This window comes from Paenibacillus sp. 2TAF8 (assembly GCF_052114825.1).
In the GTDB taxonomy this organism is placed as follows: domain Bacteria; phylum Bacillota; class Bacilli; order Paenibacillales; family Paenibacillaceae; genus Paenibacillus.
In genome coordinates, this window is the sequence record NZ_JBFRFN010000001.1 from 37,449 (window position 1) to 55,761 (window position 18,313).

Genomic DNA, 18,313 nt, shown 5'->3' on the forward strand with positions numbered 1-18,313 from the left:
CATAGTTACACAAAAATCAAAGATGCAGCCTTGGTATATTGAGCTTTAGAACTTAACGAACATTAATCCACGCAGTCCATTTGGCTGCATTATTAATGGAATAAACGGTTCCTACGAATTGCCCACCCGTGCTAGGAGCTTCGTATACCCAGGAATAAGCCCAAGCATCCACGATACGATCACCATCCAAATCAATAGCCTCAGACCAATTGTTTGTCATTTTATTGCCTGCGAGTGTACCGAAGTGAGAGCTATCGTAACCGATTTGGAACGTAATACACTGAATCCAATTCCCACCGTGATCGTTGGTAGTAGAGAGCGGGTTGTTATTGTACCCATAGATCTCTTGACCGCCATTAGGAGAAACAACAGCGTAAACATTAATGTGAGATACTTTTGGTGCAGGTGCATGCATAACGGGGCCCCCATTGTCTTTCTGCGCTTTGAATTCAGCCTTGGCTGCCTCTACAGCTTCACGGAATGCTTTTGAATTCATAACTTCTTCTTTCGTTAAAGGTTTGGGTTGGGCAGTCTGTGCTTCTGCAAAGACAGAGGCGTTAAATGAAAAAACAAGGACAAGAATAAGAGCCAAGCTAAATAACTTTTTCATAGAAATCAATTCCACCTTTCTTGTTATGGTTGTGCTGGTAAAGACGCGTAATTACGTGACAAAGATGATCTTGCAGATTGAGACCGTCTTATCCTCCTCTCTTTTTGTAAAGAATAATTTCTCCCCTTAATTTTCTTTCTCTGTGGATAGCACGCAGAGGGAAGAAATATACAGGCTAGAGAACTGGTAAGTTAAAATGTATATATTAAGTAAGCCTGTTAAAAGATTTTAGGTTGAAGATGTAATGTAAGTATAGTGATGGAAGGTTGTTTCAAACGTACTCCGAACATCAAAAACGAATATTGCTCAATCTACACTTTATTGAAATATATTCCATTTGTATAAACTTATAGTAATTCTTCTTGCTGAATAAAGTCAAGTATATTTATTGCATATAATGTTAAAATTAAGTTTTTTTGGCGTTACTGTGAAACGCAAAGTAACTCTAAGGAGTGGAAGAATGGAAGAGATAAATATTCTTAATATGTTTACTTTGCATAAAAAGTGGGTTGAGACACTTGGTGAGGAAGGTGAGCAGTTAAAGCTAGATGAAGTGGATTTAAGTGTCTTTGGTTTTTCCGATAAGTTGGTTGAACAAGCATATTTAATTGATTGCACTTTTGATGCTCTTAAACTTGAAAATATTGATTTTCACTCATCATTATTAGCCTCGTCAACGTTTAGGAATGCATATTTAGATCAATGCGATTTTTATAAATCAGATCTTAGGTATACCGATTTTTCTAATTGCATCATTAAAAATAGTAGATTTAGTAAAGGTGATTGTTGGGAGGCAACATTTAGTAATGCATATGTAGTAGATTGTAATCTGATTAATGTATCTTTCTATCTAACGGATTTTAGAAATGCAAGACTAGAAAATGTGGATATAAGTGTATCGTCATTTAAAGAAACGTTGTTAAACGGAGTAACACTAAAACGTATTAAAGGTATAGAAGAAGCTTTTTTTCGGAGTATAAATATTGGCACAGCAGAAAAGCCAGTGCTGTTAGAAAAAGAAAAAGCTAGGAAATGGTTTTTAGACAATTGTGAACCCTAAATATTGTTGTTTTTTTATATTAAACAAGGGGGATGCTACAATACAACATTACGGCGAGAACAAATCTACTAATCTTGCTGAAAATAGAATTGGGGTAGATTTTATAATGAAAATGAATGATTCAGTTTTCGGCGAGCTCGAACATGATTATGTTTGGACTAAGGACACGACTATTCAATTTTTTGAAAATGAAAACAAAATATCACTCATGATTGATGGAGATGAGGACGGTATATTTGATGAAGAACAGTACCTGGCATATCAGGCATTAATGAAAAATTGGAATGATTTGCAGCAAAATTTCTTACAAAAACTCTTAGAATATTATCAACAAAGGCGATATGAACTGGGTTATGATATTGCTTTTAATGAGAACTATCCCTTAGTTGAAACAACGGGCCAAATTCTAGAGATGATTGAGTTAGATGGAATTGTGGTTCCCTATGGAGATATAAGGGAAGGCCGAGATATCGGAATACTATTTAATTGCGCATGGGACAAGGAAAATGGAGTGGGACTTCGTTTATTGGATGAAGAAGTGATTGAGGTAGGATACCAGGATATCGTAATTTAATTTTGCTCAAGCTAGCAAACAACTACAAAAGATCAGGTCGTCCGTGGAACATAATCAGGAGGAGATACATATTGGCTTCATTCGTTGCATCAAAATTTTATTTCGATAGAGCAGCACAAAAGTTATCCGTTTGTTTCATTAGAGAAAATGGATTTTTCCCTAATAGAGCCACATTTGAATCTTAATGTTTATTAAAACTTTAATTAGTTCCAGTTTGAGGGAGGGGATTACAATCTCATGGGCACTTCAGCTGTTATTTTAACGCAAAAAGATAAATATTCTCCAGACCAGCTCTTGGCTAATACGATTGTTGCGGCTTTTCATTCGGACGCTGCTCTTTATTTCTATAACAACAAAACGTATACCAATGAAGGAGAATTTTTATATACAACGCTAAACATTAACCGTAAGTCACCTACAGGTGACAATGAAGCCTCATTGATTTTCCATATTCACAGCATAAGTAGCCCGAGTACTGAATTTTATGCTCACGAAGATTTAGGTTTAGATCCTAGCGAACTCCTATGTCAGGTCGGGCATATTGAAGATATCTATGGTAATCAAGAGTTAATATTTCATTTTATTTATGAATATCTCAAACTGAATCCTGATGATTATTTCTGGATAGCAGACAATGATTGGTTGTATAGCTGGGAGGACATACAAAAACTTAAAACCGTACCATATGATCCGGATTGGTGTTATCGAAATCCTAGAGACTAATGAGAAAAAGGATGATGGCTTTGACATTACAAAAAACAGTGAAGACACTGCATCAGTGGATTGACCAGAATTGGTCGACATTAGATCAGACTGAATTAAAAACAACGAGAGAGACGGTAGACTCTTTATACCATCAATTGATATCTGAAATAGATCATACGGACAACTCGGATAATTTATTGGAAGCAATTCATTACGAACTTACTCATTTCTTTCTGCCGATTCCTTGTGTAATGAAGATGTATCAAAGATTGATTTGGTTGAATCCATCCGACCGTTCCCATTATGAAAGGTTTACAGATTACCTTTTACAATATGGTCCCGATTGGGAAGAAGAGGCAAATGCTTTAATCGAACTTTACATGAAAGAAGATTTTCGAAAGGCTTGTGAATTTACACAAAAGATTGAGCAAGTTAAAGATTTTGAGAATAAGTAATTCATGTCCAGGTATCATCTCAAATGGTGGCCCTATAAAAGACTTTAACAATGGTTTAGAACAGGAGGAGATATGTTGATTACTCAAATGAATGAGGAAATTTTTTCGACTAATTTATCTAAAGCAGTTGATACGATAAGGAAGATTAAACACATTTCGAGCGATATCGTTAAGTTTGTCATAGAGCCCGTTGAGGAACAGGGGAAAATGTTAGATGGTGGCGATGAAATGATGAGACGCCTTGTGTTATCCACAGAGAATATTGGCGGTAAAAAACTATGGTTAAAAGATGTTGTTGGGGTTTTAGGAGGGCTTTTTCCGAAAGCTCCGATATGGATTAATGTATCTTTTGTAGAAATGGACGGAGATACCGCGATCTTCAAGCTGGAAACCAGTTTGCGCTTTAGAAAACCGAGTTTATTAAGGAATACTGAAACAGGTCATGCTCCTTTTAAAGCCATTATATAGACGGAGACTCATTGAAATAAGAAGATGATTGGATTGGGAATATCCGGGACGAAATAATGAATTCATACTTATAGGAGATACGAACATGTTTAAATATAGGTATGCCATTGAATATAAAGAAGATTTCAACGAAGTTATCTTGGACTTAGGCATTGATTCATCATTAAAGAATGGTTACCTAATTACTAATTCTTTGGGATCAGATATTTTTGGAGATTTTTCCACGATCCAAGAAGAGGTTGCAAACCTAATTGAATTACTGAAAGGGAAAATAACGTTATACGAAGGTGGAGGGAACGTCAATTTAATAAGATCAGACAAGTCTTTTACAACTTTTGAAGATATCTTTGTGGAAGAAGATGAAGAGGACAGCACATGTGAAATTGAGACGGTAGAATACGTAAAGATCCTATTGTTATGGGCAAAAGAGAACTTTCAATATAAAAGCCAGAAAGGTGTTATCTTGAAAGAAGACGCGGAATTAGCCGTAGGTTGGATCAATAAAAAAAGTACTGAGATCTCGGAGGTTCTGTTCGGATGAACGATGGAAGAACACTGACAACGAAAGCCGAAATAGATCAATTAGTTGAATCTTATTTCTGGATTATTGATTTTCCAAGAGCTTTAACATACTTTGGAGATCGCGAAAGACATGGGTATGGTTCAGGTCCACTGGAGGTACAATTTTCATCCTATCATTCGCCAGAAGAAGAAGAGTACATTGGTGATCAGAAAGTATGTTTTATCGGAGAGCCCCCAGCATACGATGAAGTTGTAATGGCAGTCATGGAGTATGATGAATTTTATAATTATTTGTTGATTTACAGTGAGAAGTACGTGAAGGAACGTCCAGAAGTTAGACAGGAGATATATAAGTTATTAGATGTGGTGAAAAAAAGAGTGGGTTCACATTCTTAACTTATTGATTGTGAAACGTAATATATAAGACCATTAACGTTACCAGAAGGGAACATATGGTTGTACGAAGGTGGAGGACAATTAAATTTGGACATATCAAAATTAAGCAAAGAAATTTCGTATGCATTACGACATGCACCTTGGGAATATGAACTTGAGCTAGATCATGAAGGGTGGGTGAATCCTTTTTCATGGAACATCCAGACATTTATTTGAATGCATTATGAATGAGGGGCTTAAACCAATGGCAAAACAGTATGTTCATATGTCGGTTGATACTAATACAGCCAGTATGGTAGGAAAACGCAAGGATTCAAATCCAATACTATTAAAAATTCAGGTAGGTAATGCTTCACATGACGGGGTGAAATTTTACCAAGGCAACAATTTAGTTTGGTTGTCAGATTATGTTCCACCTCAATATATTTCTGTAGAATAGGCTTATTTCATTTAATTTAACCTTGATTGGCCTTATGCCTTTCAGGGTTTATTTTTGGCGGGGCTACCTAGTGCCGAATGACCCCATCATTCACAACGAAACATACATTTTAATAAAGATATCGAATACGAATGAGGTGAACGAAGTGTATCTTGAGAGTGCAAAAGTAAAAATAAATAATATACATTGGGATAAGATCGGAACAATTGTGACTGATGAAGATTCTAAATTAGGTTATGAGTTTTTAAGAAGATTAGCTATTTTTTTTAAAGAGGAACAGCTAAAACCCCTACCACCAGCTTTTACGAATATAGCAAAATTGCTGGGTGACGTTGAGGATGAAATAGAGATTTCAATGTATTGTAGTTCAGAAGCAGTAAAGTTTTTAAACAAAAATTTGTATGTACAAAGTATATTGGAGTATTACTTACAGCTAGCTAAGTATGCAGATGAATTACCAGTTGTCCATAAATACTTAAATATTTACGAACTTTTAATTAAAGTTATTGAAAGAGGTGGCTCATTTTCGATTAAACCGCTCTCATTAGATATAACAAATGTGGCTCATTTCCCTTTGGATGAATGGTATACTAGGTTTTTGGAAAAAGAACCGATCGACATTAAAGACCTGTAGTCTTGGAATAACGAAGAATTCAAATAATAGGATTTTTGAGGGGATCAGATGGGAGGGAAATGCTTCGTGCAATGGATAATTCTTATTGGCAATGAAGACTTTAATCTTAACCATATTCGTAATCTGAAACATTACGGTCAAAATAAAACTACTAATCTTGCTGAGAATAGATTTGTTGTAGATTACGGTGACGATCATGTTTTTTATGAAAGTTCAGAAGACATCATTAATGATTATGAAGAAGTTGATGTAGAACGCATTCCATTTTCCTGCCCTCAATTTATAATGATGACGTATACGAATGAAAATTTGATGAAACAAATATTGTCCCAAGAGAATTTTCCGCGTGGCATTTATATTGATGATGATAATGGAAATATAATCTCAATAGAAGATTTTATTGTGTCTTAATTATTATGTGGAACAGACCTTGATAACCCTGTGCCTTTCAAGTCGTATGATAAGTTATCAGTGGCTATTGAGGTTGTTACAGAAAATCAGGGAATCACATCGTTTTATCTGTTGCATTTAGAAGAATGGAGAAGTGAGGAGGCCACTATGGAATATAATATAGAAAAAATTAAGAAGTATTACGATGATTTCAGGTTATACAACTATGATATTCTTATTAAACAAGGCTTCAAAGATAGTGATGCGATTTTTATGAGCCAAATAGGTGTTCCAAACCGTTTTCTATGTTTTACTTTTTTCGAATTGGAAGAATTTAAAACTTGCATAATTTCCAATGAAATATACATTCAAGTAGGTATTTTTGAACCGCATGATTATACATGTGATGGAATTTATGTACATTTACATAGTGGTAAGGTAGTAAAAGAATCAGACAAGGATATCGTTCTTCTGAATCGTGATTTAAAAACCTTTTTCTTGTTCCATCTGATTTTATTTCAAGAAGCTAAGAATTATAATCTCAAAGAAGTAGAAGAATGCAATAAGTATGGGGAAGAAGTGCGGAAAAAACTTGAGAAAATTGATCCTGAAGCAATGCAGAATAGCGAAGGGTATTGGTTTACAAAGGTTGAAGAATATGAAGAAATGTGGTGACGTTTAACCTTTCTACAATCCAAATTAGGGAGCTAACTAGGAAGTAAGTGGAGCTGTGATAATGGAATTAGGGTGTAGGACCGTAGTATGGAAACATAGCATTAGGAGAGTAGGTTTACGAAGCTAATTAGGAAGTTGGACGGATGAACCCATCGTTATACTTCTTTTAACATAGATTTTATCCTATATTAAATGAGCGGTGAGCATGGATGAGTACGATTAAAGTAACACCTAAGAGCTAAAAAGGCGGTAGAAGATGCCGGGGTTAAAGAACGAGTTATTTGGTATCCATAATAAAGGTGGTGCAGCAATGAAATTAACTAACCAACAAAAACTGATAGAGCAATTAAATTCACATCGAGTTTGGATTGAAACCCTTGGAGAGAAAGGTGAGAAATTAGGCCTAGATGAAATAGATTTTCGTCATATAGATCTGTCAGGATATCCATTGGATCAAGCCTATTTGACCGAATGCGCTTTTGATGGAATGAATCTGGAACATATGGACATGTCATCATCGTTGTTATGTTCGTCGAGTTTTACTAAGAGCAACTTAGTAAATGCTGACTTTTATAAGGCAGATTTATCTTATGCAAATTTTACAGATGCAGATGCTCAAGGTGCAAGGTTCGCCAAAGCTGATCTTTCTGAGTCCGTTTTTATTAATACGAATCTAACAAATGCAATGTTAATTTCTAGCTCCTTATATCTTACAGATCTTCGCAATGCTAATATGAATCATGCAGATATCAGCTCGGCATCGTTTAGAGAAACTTTACTACAAGGAGCTACATTAACGGGACTTCAGGGAATAGAAGAAGCCTTTATAAAAAGCATTAATATCGGGACATTAGAAGAACCAAATATCCTATTGGGTGAAGAAGCTATAAAATGGTTGCAGGATAAAAGTTTGAGTAAGGAATAGATGTTTGGTGTTTGGGACATAGTTTAATTTTAACTTTGACTCAATGAAAAAATACTAGTGGATTTCCCGCTAAATTCCCATCTCACCTCATCCTATGAGTTACAATTTTTTTGAGGTGACCTTACCATGAAGGATAACATGTCAAACCTGATCGAAGATTTGTTTCACGGGAACCTACGGTTGGACGAGTCGATTCATCCCGAACAGGCCGAGTATCATAAAATTAACAGCCAAATATCGGATATCATGCAAAACTACAAAACAAAACTCCCAGCTACAGAATACGATTCCTTGGAGCAACTGATTGATTTAATCGGACAGTCCACATCTATGTATGTGGAAGCGGCCTTTGAGCAAGGTTTTCGGACAGGCGGCAGACTGATGATTGAGGTTTTAGCCAAACCGTGAGTACCTATCTACTTTATGAGCCGGCAGACAATACACAGCAATTCAAAAACCCCCTTCTCCATTACCACCGATCAGGTTGGCATGGGGGAGGGGACTTTGCTTTATGATTTATTTTTTTAACTCACCAACTTATATCTACCGCGCTCCAATATTCTTACCTGCTGGCGTTCCCGACCCAATCAAATCACTACCACCGGCAAGCTTCAGAAAGTTACCCAATACAGGCATTCCATCTGCCGCACGGGTTACCGAAGGCACGAGGGAGACAAAGTCGGCTGCGCTGGCGAGCAGGCCTTTGTCGTTGACGCTTTTTTTGTTTTTCCACCAGACGTTGGTGCTGCTGACATCGGTTCCGCTGGTTTTGTCGCTGGCGCCGCTTTGGAAGGACAGGTTGTTGGTGAAGATATGGGTGCCTTTATCAAAGGCAAAGTTGCTTTGTCCATTGTTCCATGAGGTGTTGTTGGTCATCTGGATCGAACCCGGATTGCTGTTATAGGTAAAGCCATGTTTTTTGTTATTAAATGCAATATTGTTCTCCACAATGTGATTCACGGCGATTTTCTCACCGCCCAGCTTAAAGCCGTTACCATCACTGTTCGAAGTCGATGTTCCGTCTGATGTTGCGCCGTTGCCGTAGGCGATGCTGTTACGGATCGTAACGGCACCGATGGCGCCTGTCTCTGTTTTGCTATAAAGATCCCATCCATCGTCCACGTTATAGGCGGCAATGCAGCCGTCGAATACGTTCCCTGGACCTACCGTCAACTTCGCGGCAAAACCGTCGGCATCCTCACCGTCATCCGGGTCATAGTTGTTGTGAGAGTAAGAACGAATCACTTCGTTATATGAAGGCCATTCGCTCTTGGCAGCGGTAGAGGCATAACGTCCGATCTGAATGCCGGTATCTCGGTTATGGTGAGCTTCGATCTGTTCCAGGCGGTTGTAGCTGCCACCGATGAAGATGCCGTTATCGCCCGCACCTTTCACCTCAAGCCCCTTGACGAGCCAGTAGTCGCCGAACATCTGTAGCCCGCGACTGGTGGACGCGAAGGTCTGAGCGGAGAAATCAAAGACTGGTTTTTCCGATCCGTAGGCGACCAGATTTTTACGCTGCGAGGATGTGCCGCTGTTGCCACGCTCGATCGTTATCGTCTCCGAGAAACTGTAGATACCACCGCGCAGATAGATCGTTTTACCCGGTGCGATCTGAGTCAGCGCGTTAGCCAGTGACGTTGGACTGTTGATGGTCCCCGGATTGCTGGCAGAGCCGCCAGGAGATACATACAGATCACCCGCAGCAAGTGTGATATTCGAAGCCGCCACCGATTCCGAGGGGTTTTGCAAGCTGCTCTCCATCAGTTCGGCAGCACCAGACGATCCACCCCCAATGAATAATAGAGGGAACGCGGCGCTCAGACAGAGATGGGCCATTTTCGATTTCAGTGAACGTTCAGTTTGTGCATGGACATGAGTAGATGTGGATGGGAATAATTTCATGACGTAGACCTCCTTGGTCAGATGGGATATGGAATTCGTGTGGTACATATTGATGGTAAATGTTGTAAGCGTTATCATCAATAATCATTTGATCACATGAGCTTCAGAGCTGGGTGCATCAGGCATTGAACCTTCAAACGCAGTCTGATCTACAGGCAGCATATAATCCTGTCATCAGTTGATAGTCTCCATTTAACGATCAATCCTCCGAAATGAACGTAGAAAGCTCCCCTTTTCCAACCAAAAGACATGAGAAATACCTTTGATGCACCGAAATGAACTTCGTCATATTGCAAAAGGGTAGGGTGACTCTTATATAATGTCTGAGGAACACTCTTCTGGTGCAGAATGATATATAGTAAATTTCCCTTTCTGATGCTAGATTTGACTATATTTTGCCTTCATGCAAGCTTTAGAAATTAGTAAAGTGAAAAAAAGCTTGTCACTTACCTCATCACATGCGATAATTAAATTTTGCCCTGCGGCCTTTTTTGAACGGAAAATGAATGAAAGAGGACCGCGTCTAAGAATGGAGGCTGACCCAGGATTGTCTACACAACGTTACCCTTTTGCATATGATCCGGCTGAACCTTTTGTATCCCGTCTGGGAGAGTGGGTTGCCGATGTGTTTTATGATATTTTGCCAGAGTCCGGCTTCGAGGTACGGGACGAACAGATTTTTATGGCGTACCAGCTCGAACGGGCCTATGGAGATAAAAAGACGATTATGGCCGAGGCCGGCGTAGGAACAGGTAAAACACTTGTTTATCTGCTCTACGCGGTCTGTTATGCACGTTATACGGGCAAACCGGCGGTGATCGCCTGTGCCGATGAGTCTTTGATTGAACAGCTGGTGAAGCCGGGCGGAGATATTGCGAAGCTTGCTGAACATCTGGACTTGCAAGTAGATGCACGTCTTGGTAAATCACCAGACCAATATGTCTGTTTGAACAAATTAAGTGCGATGCGATTTGCAGATGAAGATGCGCCTGTCATTGAAGAAGTGCATGAGAGTCTGCCGGATTTTGTGAACACGCCGGGTACACTTCAGGCTTTCCATCCGTATGGTGACCGTAAACAGTATCCGCATCTGAACGACCGCCAGTGGAACAAGATTAACTGGGACCCGTTCCAGGATTGTTTTGTGTGTCCAAAAAGACAACGTTGCGGCCTGACACTGTCGCGTGATCATTACCGTCGTTCCAAAGACATCATCATCTGTTCCCATGACTACTACATGGAGCATGTATGGACTTATGATGCGCGCAAGCGTGAAGGACAACTGCCATTGTTGCCTGACCACAGCTCGGTGGTATTTGATGAAGGGCATTTGCTGGAAGAAGCCGCACTGAACGCACTGAGCTACAAATTGAAACACCGCATCTTCGAGGAACTGGTCACACGTCTGCTCGAAGGGGAGATTCGTGAAACCCTTGCCGAGCGTGTAGATGAAGCAATTGAGAGCAGTGAGCAATTGTTCCGCCTGCTGGATACGTATACGGTGGCGATTCCCGGCTCGGAGCGGAAGGAAGTTCGGGTAGAAGCGCCGCTGTTGCAAGAGATCGAACGATTGAACAGTGTGCTTGATGCAATCGGCGAAGAGCTGGTATTTGAGAGTGGATTATTCTCACTGGACGGGTATCAGATGCGTGTCGTGGAAGAACATCTCGATATGATCCAGACGGCATTGTCTTTGTTCCGGAAGGAAGATGGTTACATCTGTTGGGCGGAAGAGAGCGAGGAAGAGACCACGTTGTCGATCATGCCGCGTACGGTAAAAGAAATTCTGAACGAGCGTGTGTTCAACACTGGCATTCCCATTGTATTTTCCTCGGCAACGCTGTCTGTGGATAGTTCATTCCGTTATGTGGCGGACAGTCTGGGGATCGACGATTTTGTATCGTTCTCGGTTGCTTCTCCTTATGACTATGCGGACAAAATGCAGATGAAGATTGCTGAACAAGCCGCACCGGGTCAAGCGGAGAACGAAAATCGGCTTCGTGACGCAGTTGCTCTGCTTCAGGAGAGTGGCGGTCGTGCGCTGATTCTGTTCCGTACAATGGAAGAATTACGTGCGTTCAAGCAGGACATCGTTCATGTCCCTGAAGCAGAAGGATTACGCTTTATGTACGAGGGAGACAGAGAGATCAGTGACCTGATTGCAGCGTTCCAGCAGGATGAGGAAAGTGTGCTGTGCTCTGTCAATCTGTGGGAAGGTCTGGACGTTCCAGGACCATCGTTATCCAACGTGATGATCTGGTCGCTTCCGTATCCGCCACAAGACCCTGTCTTCAATGCGAAACGTAGCGCCTCGGCAGCACCTTACGAAGAGATCGATCTTCCGTATATGCTCTTGCGTGTGAAGCAAGGTCTTGGACGTCTGATTCGGACAAGCACGGATTCCGGTTCTGCGGTTATTCTGGATGAATCGCTATATACCAAAAAGGATGCCAAAGACCGTATTGCGGCTCTGCTCCCCGAAGGTGTAGAATGGACAACCCTGACACACTAATTAGTGCTGGATGTTATAGAGGATAGCGGATATCCTTCTTCATGTTTTCACATTTTTTTCAAAAGTGATATTTGCCTTCACAAAGTCCTTGTTCTCTGCGAATTAAACATTCGTAGGGAAGCAAGGACTTTTTGTGTTGTCCAGCTTTGTTAGTTCCGTGCCCTAGCTCTTTGTTAAAAAATACCCATGCTCAGATACCGTTCCCCGGTATCCGGCGCAATGCAGAGCACCCGGTGCCCCGGCCCCAGTTCCTTCGCGATGCGAAGGGCGGCCCACACCGAAGCGCCAGAGGAAGGGCCGAGCAGCAGCCCTTCCCGGGCAGCAAGCTGCCGCATCGTATCCAGTGCGTCCTCATCGGACACCTGGATGATGGCATCCCATACGTCGGTATTCAAGATGTCCGGGATGAAGCCCGGACTTGTACCGACGAGCTTGTGAGGTCCGGGCTCGCCACCGGAGAGCACCGGGGAACCTTGCGGCTCCACTGCATAGATGCGGAGGGCGGGAAGCTGCTTGCGCAGCTGTTCGCCCGTTCCGGTGATCGTGCCGCCGGTTCCGGCCGTAGCGATGAAGGCGTCTAGCCTGCCATCCATCTGCTGCATAATCTCGGGCGCGGTCGTGATCCGGTGTACATCCGGATTCGCCTGATTCTCAAACTGCTGCGGAATGAAGCTGCCCGGCAGGTCGGCCTGAAGCTCCTTCGCTTTGCGAATGGCTCCAGGCATCCGCTCCGCAGCAGGCGTAAGTACAACCTCTGCACCGTAAGCCTTCAAAATGTTGATACGTTCCTTGGACATATTGTCCGGCATGATGAGGATCGCTTTGTATCCTTTGGCCGCAGCATTCATCGCGAGGCCAATCCCGGTATTACCGCTGGTCGGTTCGATAATGGTTGCCCCAGGTTGCAGCAATCCATCTCGTTCAGCCTGAGCGATCAGATTGTAGGCGGCACGATCCTTGACGCTGCCGCTTGGATTGAAATACTCCAGCTTGACGAACACGTCAGCAGAGTCACTGCCTGTAAGACGGCTGAGCCGAACCGCGGGGGTCTGACCGATCAACTCGGTTACATCTGCTGCTACGAGCGGATGTGACTTTGTATTATTTTTTGAAAGTGAAGGTAAATGCGAATTTGATCTTATATCCATAAAGTACAGCTCCTTGATTGAAGAGACATTGAGGACATATCCGTTTCCCAGATTGGAATGGTGGGTTATGTCTTCTCCATCTTAATGAACACGGCTGGCAATGGTCAAGCTGTTCAAAATCATCATTCGAGTGAAGCGCTGGGATTCGGCAGTGCTTCCCTTTACAATATTGTTTTGAAAACAGGTTGCAACTCATACCTTGAAAACCAAACGAACTCAGGTTTGTGTCAGATCCATCTTCAGGTGGCGGCTCAGCTCTTTTTTGACCTCATTGCGTGCAAATGTCCAGAGCATATAGAACTGTTGCGTATATCCCCTGCACAAATAAACGGTTTCGATGCCTTCCTTTTCCCGTGTTTCCTCCAGAACTTTCACTCCGCGGTTCCTCATCTGTTTGCGCAGCTCCAGCATTTCCTTAAGAACCTCATTCTGAATGCGAGTGAGGGACAAAATATAGACCTCCGGCATTTTCAGGAGCAGCGTATCCAGCGTTCGAATATCCCGTTCCAGTACATCCAGCAAAAGCGTGCGCACGACCATCCCTTTGATCAGGCGATGATCTTCATCGGAAGGAGAGGGGGCGGAAGTAAAAGAGGATGTCATGCAATTCACTTCCTTAGGCTATAATTGGAATTTTATGTTTACAGAACATGTGTTCCTATATTATAATCAATATATGCAATAGAGATACGTTATACAACCGGGAAATAATGGGAAGGGGAATTTAGAGTATGGATGATGATACTGGCATCCTGCTTTATTATCGGTATATGGTAAAGAAGTTTTGCGGTTGTTGTCACTGAAGAACTAATAAGATATGTTGCAATAAAAAATTGTGCGATTTGTGATATAGAGTATGTGGTGGTGAGAGGGGATGTTTAGAGACTAAAGGTTGAGTTAAACTCTGAACATTGAGGTTTAAAGTTTAAGGTTTGAGGGCTAAAGTATAAATGTAAGCTTCAGGAATTTGTAGGTATCAGTAAAAAAGGACAAGCTTGATCCAAAATTTAGGTATAATTTATGGGTTTTGCAGGGAACCTAAGGTCAGAAGCAGTGGCCGCTTGGTCAAAATCCATTGTTTCAAATGTAATAAGGATTTAGAAATTAGTAGAAAACAAACAAAAAGCCCAGCCATAGGCGGCGGGCCTGGTAACATGCTACCGTTACAGCGGTAGTATGAAGGGAATGTGTATGCATCAAGCGTAGAAATCAAGTGAAAAATCGGATGAAAGTATAGTTCTCTGTTGGAGCTATAGTTCAGTGAATTTGTTGCCAAAGTTAAGCAAGATATTGAGGTTTCTCATAGTACGCCTCTTTTTCTAAAATGACCTTGTAGGGACGCTCTTTGCCCTTTAGTGATGGGCCTATTGTAGTGAGCGGTACGGCCGGTTTGTGGAAACGGTCTTCTTCCTTGGATTCCGGAACCGGTCGTGATGAATCAGGCGCAGAACTAAGGCGAACTTTCTTTTCGCTGCCCCAGCGCTTGCTTATTTTTTTCATGTCCGGTCTCATTCCGGTTCGCCTCCTAACAGATCGTTGATGGCGTTAAACAGTTGACGATTTTGCAAGTCAATGTGCTGAAACACCGCCTCATCCGCTTCAATATGACCAATAATGTGAACGGTAATTACATACCTCTTGGCTACAGGATAGCATAGCAGATACTCTTTCTCAAGGTAATCGTCGTACAGATTTACTTTGATTTTGTTTTCTTGATATGAATCGACAACGAGAATACGTTTAGGATCATCCGGCGGTTTGTCATCATTCGCGGACAAGTTGTATTTTCTGCCCGGTTCTCCAACATTTCCACATAATTGCTCAATATAACCATTACCATCTGTACGATAGATCGCGGTGCCGCGGACAGTAAATGGAGGACACGAGACAAAGGCACTTCGCAGTGCATCACTCATGCGTTCTAACATCTGGTCATCTGCTTTGCGTGTGCGCAGCAATTCCCTAAAGAAGCGCAGCAGTTTGAATAACTGTAAGCGTGCTTGATCTTCAGAGCGTTTATGATTCTCTATAATACGCTCGGCTTCGGGATCACTCCAGCGTCCTTGTTCTTCGATGCTGTCAGCGATCTTGGAGCAGGCGACGGATACGGCTGGGGCCCACTTTCCGTCAGAACGAATCTCATATACCAGCGGATTCAATCCGAGCAGATCGGTGGGCATCCGCAGTCCTTCGATTTTTGCAGCATCCTTAATGTCCGTAATATCTTCAGGAAGAATAAAAAAAATACGCTTTCGTCCCAGACGGCCCATAAATAGACCCATTTCAAGCATTGTATTATCCCGAACCGATGCGTAGTACTTCCCGCGAATTTTGGATATGTCATCCGGATGGAAGATGAAAATGGCAAAATCCGTTGTGCGCACCTCGGCTTCCAGATCATCCATGGTATAACTACTTGGATTAAATACCCCCGAGTACCACGGGGTAACTTCGGCTGAAAAACGCAAGTTTTCGTGTACAGCGGCTGCAATCGGCTTCGCTTCCAGCGAGCAGCCAATAAAGACTCTTGGCTTTAACGTTTTCATCAATCCGCCTCGCTTAAACGGTAATGGGATTCAATTGTTATATTATACCATAAAAAGCAGAGTAAGTCTGGAAACGTTTGAATTGTATTGGCGATACCGTTCGCTATAGTGTATGTGCGTAAGGAAAAGGATTCCCTTGCAAACGACCAGAAAATAAAAAAAGGCCCGTAATTGTCACAGTTGGGTGACTGCACTGTTATATTTGAAGGCTTCGGTCATAGAATAAAGGAGCAGGTAGCACCATTCTCAAGCATTGCTTGTGCCTGTGTGCCTGTATGACGACTGGAGCGGTTCAGAGGCTGCTTTATGCGTGTTTTTGCTGGGTTGCTTGTTTAGACCCAGTCACATTGGTGTTATATAATAGAAGTACAAGCAAGTTAGCTTTGGTGTTTAAATTGAATTAAATTTCGATGCTTTAAGTTGGGCCTTCATTTTTACACGTTAACGAAGAGTGCAGAACCCATCTGTAGAAGCGAAGCGTTCGCCTTTATCACAGGATTTTTCCTTTGGAAAAAAGGAATCAAAAAAATCCGGGGATAACAGCGATCGAAAGAGGGTACTGCAATCGGAGTGGCAAGTGTAAAGTGACCTGTTCAAGTATCTGCATCATTTATTTTTCAATTTAACCAAGCACAGCTAACCACAACACACAGAAAGGATCAGGATACCATGAGTCCCCGAAGGACAATCTCCCCAAGGACAATCTGGAAACGTTACGATCTCTCATACACATAGCGCCCCTTGTAGAGTAAACCAACCGGTTCAAAAAAACGGCTGACTCTGCGAAAGAGGGGATTGGGATGAATATTCGAAGGACGTACACGATGATTTCTTCCAGGCTTACCTTATGCAGGGTACGGTCGGTCTAAAAAACCAACTACAAACTGCGAGGGAACCTGTATGAAGAGAACATCGTTAACCGTACAACACGTTAAGACAGAAGCGATCAAGTTTGCAATTATGTTGCTTGGTACATTTATTTTGGCATTTGCTTATTATCACATTAACTTTCAGAATCATTTATCGGAGGGCGGATTTGTCGGTCTGGCCCTGCTCGGAAAATATGCAACGGGTTTATCGCCGGCAATCGGCATGTTGCTGCTCGACATTCCTGTCATGATCTTGGCCTGGTTCCTTAAAGGCTGGAAATTCATGATCCAAGCTCTGCTTGGTGTGGGTGCATTTTCCCTATTCTACGACGGCTTTGAGCGTTATTCCACAGTGGTGATGAATTTTAACGGAAACCTGTGGATTCCTGCAGTACTGTCCGGTGTATTGACTGGAATTGGTGCGGGAATTGTGCTTCGCTTTGGTGGAGCGACAGGTGGAGACGATATTCTCGCTGTGCTCGTCAGTCGCTGGAAGGGATGGAAGCTGGGAACGGTTTTCTTTGTCAGTGATGCATTCGTTCTGGGATTGTCACTCTTCTTTCTTCCGGTAAAAGAAACTTTATATACAATTCTGGCTGTATGGATTGCCAGCAAAATGATTACGTATGTGGTCAGCATTCCGGCCCGTGGTACGGTTGTGACGACATCGGCTGTGAAGTTGCCGATTCCCGCCGTTGCCGCCAAAGCGGTCAATGTGGCTACAACACGGACTTCCGTGGCACAAGGTGTAACGCATTGAACAGGCAGTTCAGAAAAACCCATGGCTTATATGGCATAAAAAGTATTCGAGCTTTATCAAGCTTTGACTGGTTTGAAGCAAGCTTTGATTTGGAGAGGAAATCCCTTTTGCCTGCAGACTCTGCAGCAAGAGGGATTTTTTGTTATACATGTAGACAGCGGATTAAGAAAAAGATGCTTATTAACAAAAGAATAGGGTATTACGACTTAAATGAACGGGCAATCTGTCCATCCTGATTATGGATGATGGCTCGAATATGCTGTTTGTTGCTCAAAGCTTTGGCAGCATCTACAGCTTCCGCTTTGGTATCATAGGTGGAATGGTAATCGGATGTGCCTTCTTGTTTAATGGCCCAGCCCGATTCTGCTGGTACAACGTGAATGTTGTGATGGCTCTTGGATGAAGAGACAGGTTCGGAGTGGCGCCGATCCCGAGAGGTAGATTCCGCAGGTCGGGAGTCTTTATGTTTTTTTGATGATGATGTGCGAGAAGATGAATTGGAGTCTGAAGCCTTATCATCAGGATGGTTTTCATCCCATTCCTCTGCTTTGGCCGTTGCAATAGCAATTGCCCGTCCTTCCTCAGAACCCTCATCAAGCAGAGCGTTCGCAATTTCGATGGCTTTGTGCCGGATGCGCGGCTTCAGATTTTTCATGGATACCGGGTAATCATGTTGATTCCAAGGCATAAGCAATCCCTCCTGAAATAGTATGGGTTAGT

Annotated in this window: 22 protein-coding genes; 15 read left to right on the forward strand and 7 right to left on the reverse strand. The window is 42.1% G+C overall.

Annotated features, from left to right (window positions below; genetic code table 11):
* Nucleotides 1-52 precede the first annotated feature (52 nt).
* Nucleotides 53-610, reverse strand: a complete 558-nt coding sequence (locus AB4Z30_RS00180; protein WP_441922118.1) for a DUF4879 domain-containing protein — start codon at nucleotides 608-610, stop codon at nucleotides 53-55.
* A 460-nt stretch (nucleotides 611-1,070) separates the two neighbouring features.
* Here AB4Z30_RS00180 and AB4Z30_RS00185 point away from each other — a divergent pair, with 460 nt between their 5' ends.
* From AB4Z30_RS00185 to AB4Z30_RS00245, 13 genes are all read left to right on the forward strand, one after another.
* Nucleotides 1,071-1,670 (forward strand): pentapeptide repeat-containing protein, encoded by a 600-nt coding sequence (locus AB4Z30_RS00185; RefSeq protein ID WP_441922120.1) that lies wholly within the window; start codon nucleotides 1,071-1,073, stop codon nucleotides 1,668-1,670.
* Between the two features lie 106 nt (nucleotides 1,671-1,776).
* Nucleotides 1,777-2,244, forward strand: coding sequence for a DUF6985 domain-containing protein (locus AB4Z30_RS00190; protein WP_441922122.1), 468 nt, complete (start codon nucleotides 1,777-1,779; stop codon nucleotides 2,242-2,244).
* A gap of 237 nt (nucleotides 2,245-2,481) precedes the next feature.
* Nucleotides 2,482-2,967 carry a hypothetical protein gene (locus tag AB4Z30_RS00195; protein ID WP_441922124.1) on the forward strand — a complete coding sequence of 162 codons (486 nt, stop codon included), beginning with the start codon at nucleotides 2,482-2,484 and terminating at the stop codon, nucleotides 2,965-2,967.
* Between the two features lie 11 nt (nucleotides 2,968-2,978).
* Nucleotides 2,979-3,404 carry a hypothetical protein gene (locus AB4Z30_RS00200; protein WP_441922126.1) on the forward strand — a complete coding sequence of 142 codons (426 nt, stop codon included), beginning with the start codon at nucleotides 2,979-2,981 and terminating at the stop codon, nucleotides 3,402-3,404.
* Between the two features lie 72 nt (nucleotides 3,405-3,476).
* Entirely contained in the window at nucleotides 3,477-3,872 is a 396-nt protein-coding gene (locus AB4Z30_RS00205; RefSeq protein WP_441922128.1) for a hypothetical protein, read from the forward strand.
* An 85-nt stretch (nucleotides 3,873-3,957) separates the two neighbouring features.
* Nucleotides 3,958-4,413, forward strand: coding sequence for a hypothetical protein (locus tag AB4Z30_RS00210; protein ID WP_441922130.1), 456 nt, complete (start codon nucleotides 3,958-3,960; stop codon nucleotides 4,411-4,413).
* Nucleotides 4,410-4,790 (forward strand): ribonuclease toxin immunity protein CdiI, encoded by a 381-nt coding sequence (gene cdiI / locus AB4Z30_RS00215; protein ID WP_441922132.1) that lies wholly within the window; start codon nucleotides 4,410-4,412, stop codon nucleotides 4,788-4,790. Before AB4Z30_RS00210 ends, cdiI begins: the two co-directional genes overlap by 4 nt.
* A gap of 244 nt (nucleotides 4,791-5,034) precedes the next feature.
* Nucleotides 5,035-5,229, forward strand: a complete 195-nt coding sequence (locus AB4Z30_RS00220; RefSeq protein ID WP_441922134.1) for an RNA 2'-phosphotransferase — start codon at nucleotides 5,035-5,037, stop codon at nucleotides 5,227-5,229.
* A gap of 145 nt (nucleotides 5,230-5,374) precedes the next feature.
* Complete coding sequence (locus tag AB4Z30_RS00225; protein ID WP_441922136.1) at nucleotides 5,375-5,863, forward strand: hypothetical protein; 489 nt, start codon at nucleotides 5,375-5,377, stop codon at nucleotides 5,861-5,863.
* A gap of 66 nt (nucleotides 5,864-5,929) precedes the next feature.
* Nucleotides 5,930-6,274 carry a hypothetical protein gene (locus tag AB4Z30_RS00230; protein ID WP_441922138.1) on the forward strand — a complete coding sequence of 115 codons (345 nt, stop codon included), beginning with the start codon at nucleotides 5,930-5,932 and terminating at the stop codon, nucleotides 6,272-6,274.
* A gap of 147 nt (nucleotides 6,275-6,421) precedes the next feature.
* Nucleotides 6,422-6,928, forward strand: a complete 507-nt coding sequence (locus AB4Z30_RS00235; RefSeq protein ID WP_441922140.1) for an SUKH-4 family immunity protein — start codon at nucleotides 6,422-6,424, stop codon at nucleotides 6,926-6,928.
* 256 nt (nucleotides 6,929-7,184) lie between these two features.
* A complete protein-coding gene (locus AB4Z30_RS00240; protein ID WP_441922142.1) occupies nucleotides 7,185-7,853 on the forward strand; it encodes a pentapeptide repeat-containing protein in 669 nt (222 codons plus the stop codon).
* Between the two features lie 126 nt (nucleotides 7,854-7,979).
* On the forward strand, nucleotides 7,980-8,261 hold the full coding sequence (locus AB4Z30_RS00245) for a DUF6809 family protein (RefSeq protein ID WP_441922144.1): 282 nt from the start codon (nucleotides 7,980-7,982) through the stop codon (nucleotides 8,259-8,261).
* Between the two features lie 135 nt (nucleotides 8,262-8,396).
* On the opposite strand, the gene AB4Z30_RS00250 is transcribed toward AB4Z30_RS00245, so the two are convergent.
* Nucleotides 8,397-9,617 (reverse strand): right-handed parallel beta-helix repeat-containing protein, encoded by a 1,221-nt coding sequence (locus tag AB4Z30_RS00250; RefSeq protein WP_441922821.1) that lies wholly within the window; start codon nucleotides 9,615-9,617, stop codon nucleotides 8,397-8,399.
* 670 nt (nucleotides 9,618-10,287) lie between these two features.
* Here AB4Z30_RS00250 and AB4Z30_RS00255 point away from each other — a divergent pair.
* Nucleotides 10,288-12,270 (forward strand): ATP-dependent DNA helicase, encoded by a 1,983-nt coding sequence (locus AB4Z30_RS00255; RefSeq protein WP_441922146.1) that lies wholly within the window; start codon nucleotides 10,288-10,290, stop codon nucleotides 12,268-12,270.
* A gap of 173 nt (nucleotides 12,271-12,443) precedes the next feature.
* On the opposite strand, the gene cysK is transcribed toward AB4Z30_RS00255, so the two are convergent.
* The 4 genes from cysK to AB4Z30_RS00275 form a co-directional block, all read right to left on the reverse strand.
* Nucleotides 12,444-13,418 carry a cysteine synthase A gene (gene cysK, locus AB4Z30_RS00260; RefSeq protein ID WP_441922148.1) on the reverse strand — a complete coding sequence of 325 codons (975 nt, stop codon included), beginning with the start codon at nucleotides 13,416-13,418 and terminating at the stop codon, nucleotides 12,444-12,446.
* Between the two features lie 216 nt (nucleotides 13,419-13,634).
* A complete protein-coding gene (locus AB4Z30_RS00265; protein ID WP_441922150.1) occupies nucleotides 13,635-14,021 on the reverse strand; it encodes a hypothetical protein in 387 nt (128 codons plus the stop codon).
* A gap of 675 nt (nucleotides 14,022-14,696) precedes the next feature.
* Nucleotides 14,697-14,930, reverse strand: coding sequence for a hypothetical protein (locus AB4Z30_RS00270; RefSeq protein ID WP_441922152.1), 234 nt, complete (start codon nucleotides 14,928-14,930; stop codon nucleotides 14,697-14,699).
* A complete protein-coding gene (locus AB4Z30_RS00275; protein WP_441922154.1) occupies nucleotides 14,927-15,964 on the reverse strand; it encodes a nucleotide-binding protein in 1,038 nt (345 codons plus the stop codon). The genes AB4Z30_RS00270 and AB4Z30_RS00275 overlap by 4 nt, the downstream gene beginning before the upstream one ends.
* 900 nt (nucleotides 15,965-16,864) lie before the next feature.
* On the opposite strand from AB4Z30_RS00275, the gene AB4Z30_RS00280 reads away from it, so the two are divergent.
* Nucleotides 16,865-17,593: a YitT family protein gene (locus tag AB4Z30_RS00280; RefSeq protein WP_441922156.1), complete on the forward strand. Its 729-nt coding sequence runs from the start codon at nucleotides 16,865-16,867 to the stop codon at nucleotides 17,591-17,593.
* 199 nt (nucleotides 17,594-17,792) lie between these two features.
* Here AB4Z30_RS00280 and AB4Z30_RS00285 read toward each other — a convergent pair whose 3' ends face one another.
* Nucleotides 17,793-18,281, reverse strand: coding sequence for a DUF2188 domain-containing protein (locus AB4Z30_RS00285; RefSeq protein WP_441922158.1), 489 nt, complete (start codon nucleotides 18,279-18,281; stop codon nucleotides 17,793-17,795).
* Nucleotides 18,282-18,313: the final 32 nt, after the last annotated feature.

Coding starts and splice junctions, on each gene's coding strand:
- AB4Z30_RS00210 (WP_441922130.1), top strand. CDS start 3,958: ATGTTTAAATATAGGTATGCCATTGAATATAAAGAAGATTTCAACGAA.
- AB4Z30_RS00255 (WP_441922146.1), top strand. CDS start 10,288: ATGGAGGCTGACCCAGGATTGTCTACACAACGTTACCCTTTTGCATAT.
- cdiI (WP_441922132.1), top strand. CDS start 4,410: ATGAACGATGGAAGAACACTGACAACGAAAGCCGAAATAGATCAATTA.
- AB4Z30_RS00220 (WP_441922134.1), top strand. CDS start 5,035: ATGGCAAAACAGTATGTTCATATGTCGGTTGATACTAATACAGCCAGT.
- AB4Z30_RS00280 (WP_441922156.1), top strand. CDS start 16,865: ATGAAGAGAACATCGTTAACCGTACAACACGTTAAGACAGAAGCGATC.
- AB4Z30_RS00245 (WP_441922144.1), top strand. CDS start 7,980: ATGAAGGATAACATGTCAAACCTGATCGAAGATTTGTTTCACGGGAAC.
- cysK (WP_441922148.1), bottom strand. CDS start 13,418: ATGGATATAAGATCAAATTCGCATTTACCTTCACTTTCAAAAAATAAT.
- AB4Z30_RS00205 (WP_441922128.1), top strand. CDS start 3,477: ATGTTGATTACTCAAATGAATGAGGAAATTTTTTCGACTAATTTATCT.
- AB4Z30_RS00180 (WP_441922118.1), bottom strand. CDS start 610: ATGAAAAAGTTATTTAGCTTGGCTCTTATTCTTGTCCTTGTTTTTTCA.
- AB4Z30_RS00275 (WP_441922154.1), bottom strand. CDS start 15,964: ATGAAAACGTTAAAGCCAAGAGTCTTTATTGGCTGCTCGCTGGAAGCG.
- AB4Z30_RS00285 (WP_441922158.1), bottom strand. CDS start 18,281: ATGCCTTGGAATCAACATGATTACCCGGTATCCATGAAAAATCTGAAG.
- AB4Z30_RS00270 (WP_441922152.1), bottom strand. CDS start 14,930: ATGAGACCGGACATGAAAAAAATAAGCAAGCGCTGGGGCAGCGAAAAG.
- AB4Z30_RS00250 (WP_441922821.1), bottom strand. CDS start 9,617: ATGGAGAGCAGCTTGCAAAACCCCTCGGAATCGGTGGCGGCTTCGAAT.
- AB4Z30_RS00235 (WP_441922140.1), top strand. CDS start 6,422: ATGGAATATAATATAGAAAAAATTAAGAAGTATTACGATGATTTCAGG.
- AB4Z30_RS00200 (WP_441922126.1), top strand. CDS start 2,979: ATGATGGCTTTGACATTACAAAAAACAGTGAAGACACTGCATCAGTGG.
- AB4Z30_RS00185 (WP_441922120.1), top strand. CDS start 1,071: ATGGAAGAGATAAATATTCTTAATATGTTTACTTTGCATAAAAAGTGG.
- AB4Z30_RS00195 (WP_441922124.1), top strand. CDS start 2,482: ATGGGCACTTCAGCTGTTATTTTAACGCAAAAAGATAAATATTCTCCA.
- AB4Z30_RS00265 (WP_441922150.1), bottom strand. CDS start 14,021: ATGACATCCTCTTTTACTTCCGCCCCCTCTCCTTCCGATGAAGATCAT.
- AB4Z30_RS00240 (WP_441922142.1), top strand. CDS start 7,185: ATGCCGGGGTTAAAGAACGAGTTATTTGGTATCCATAATAAAGGTGGT.
- AB4Z30_RS00190 (WP_441922122.1), top strand. CDS start 1,777: ATGAAAATGAATGATTCAGTTTTCGGCGAGCTCGAACATGATTATGTT.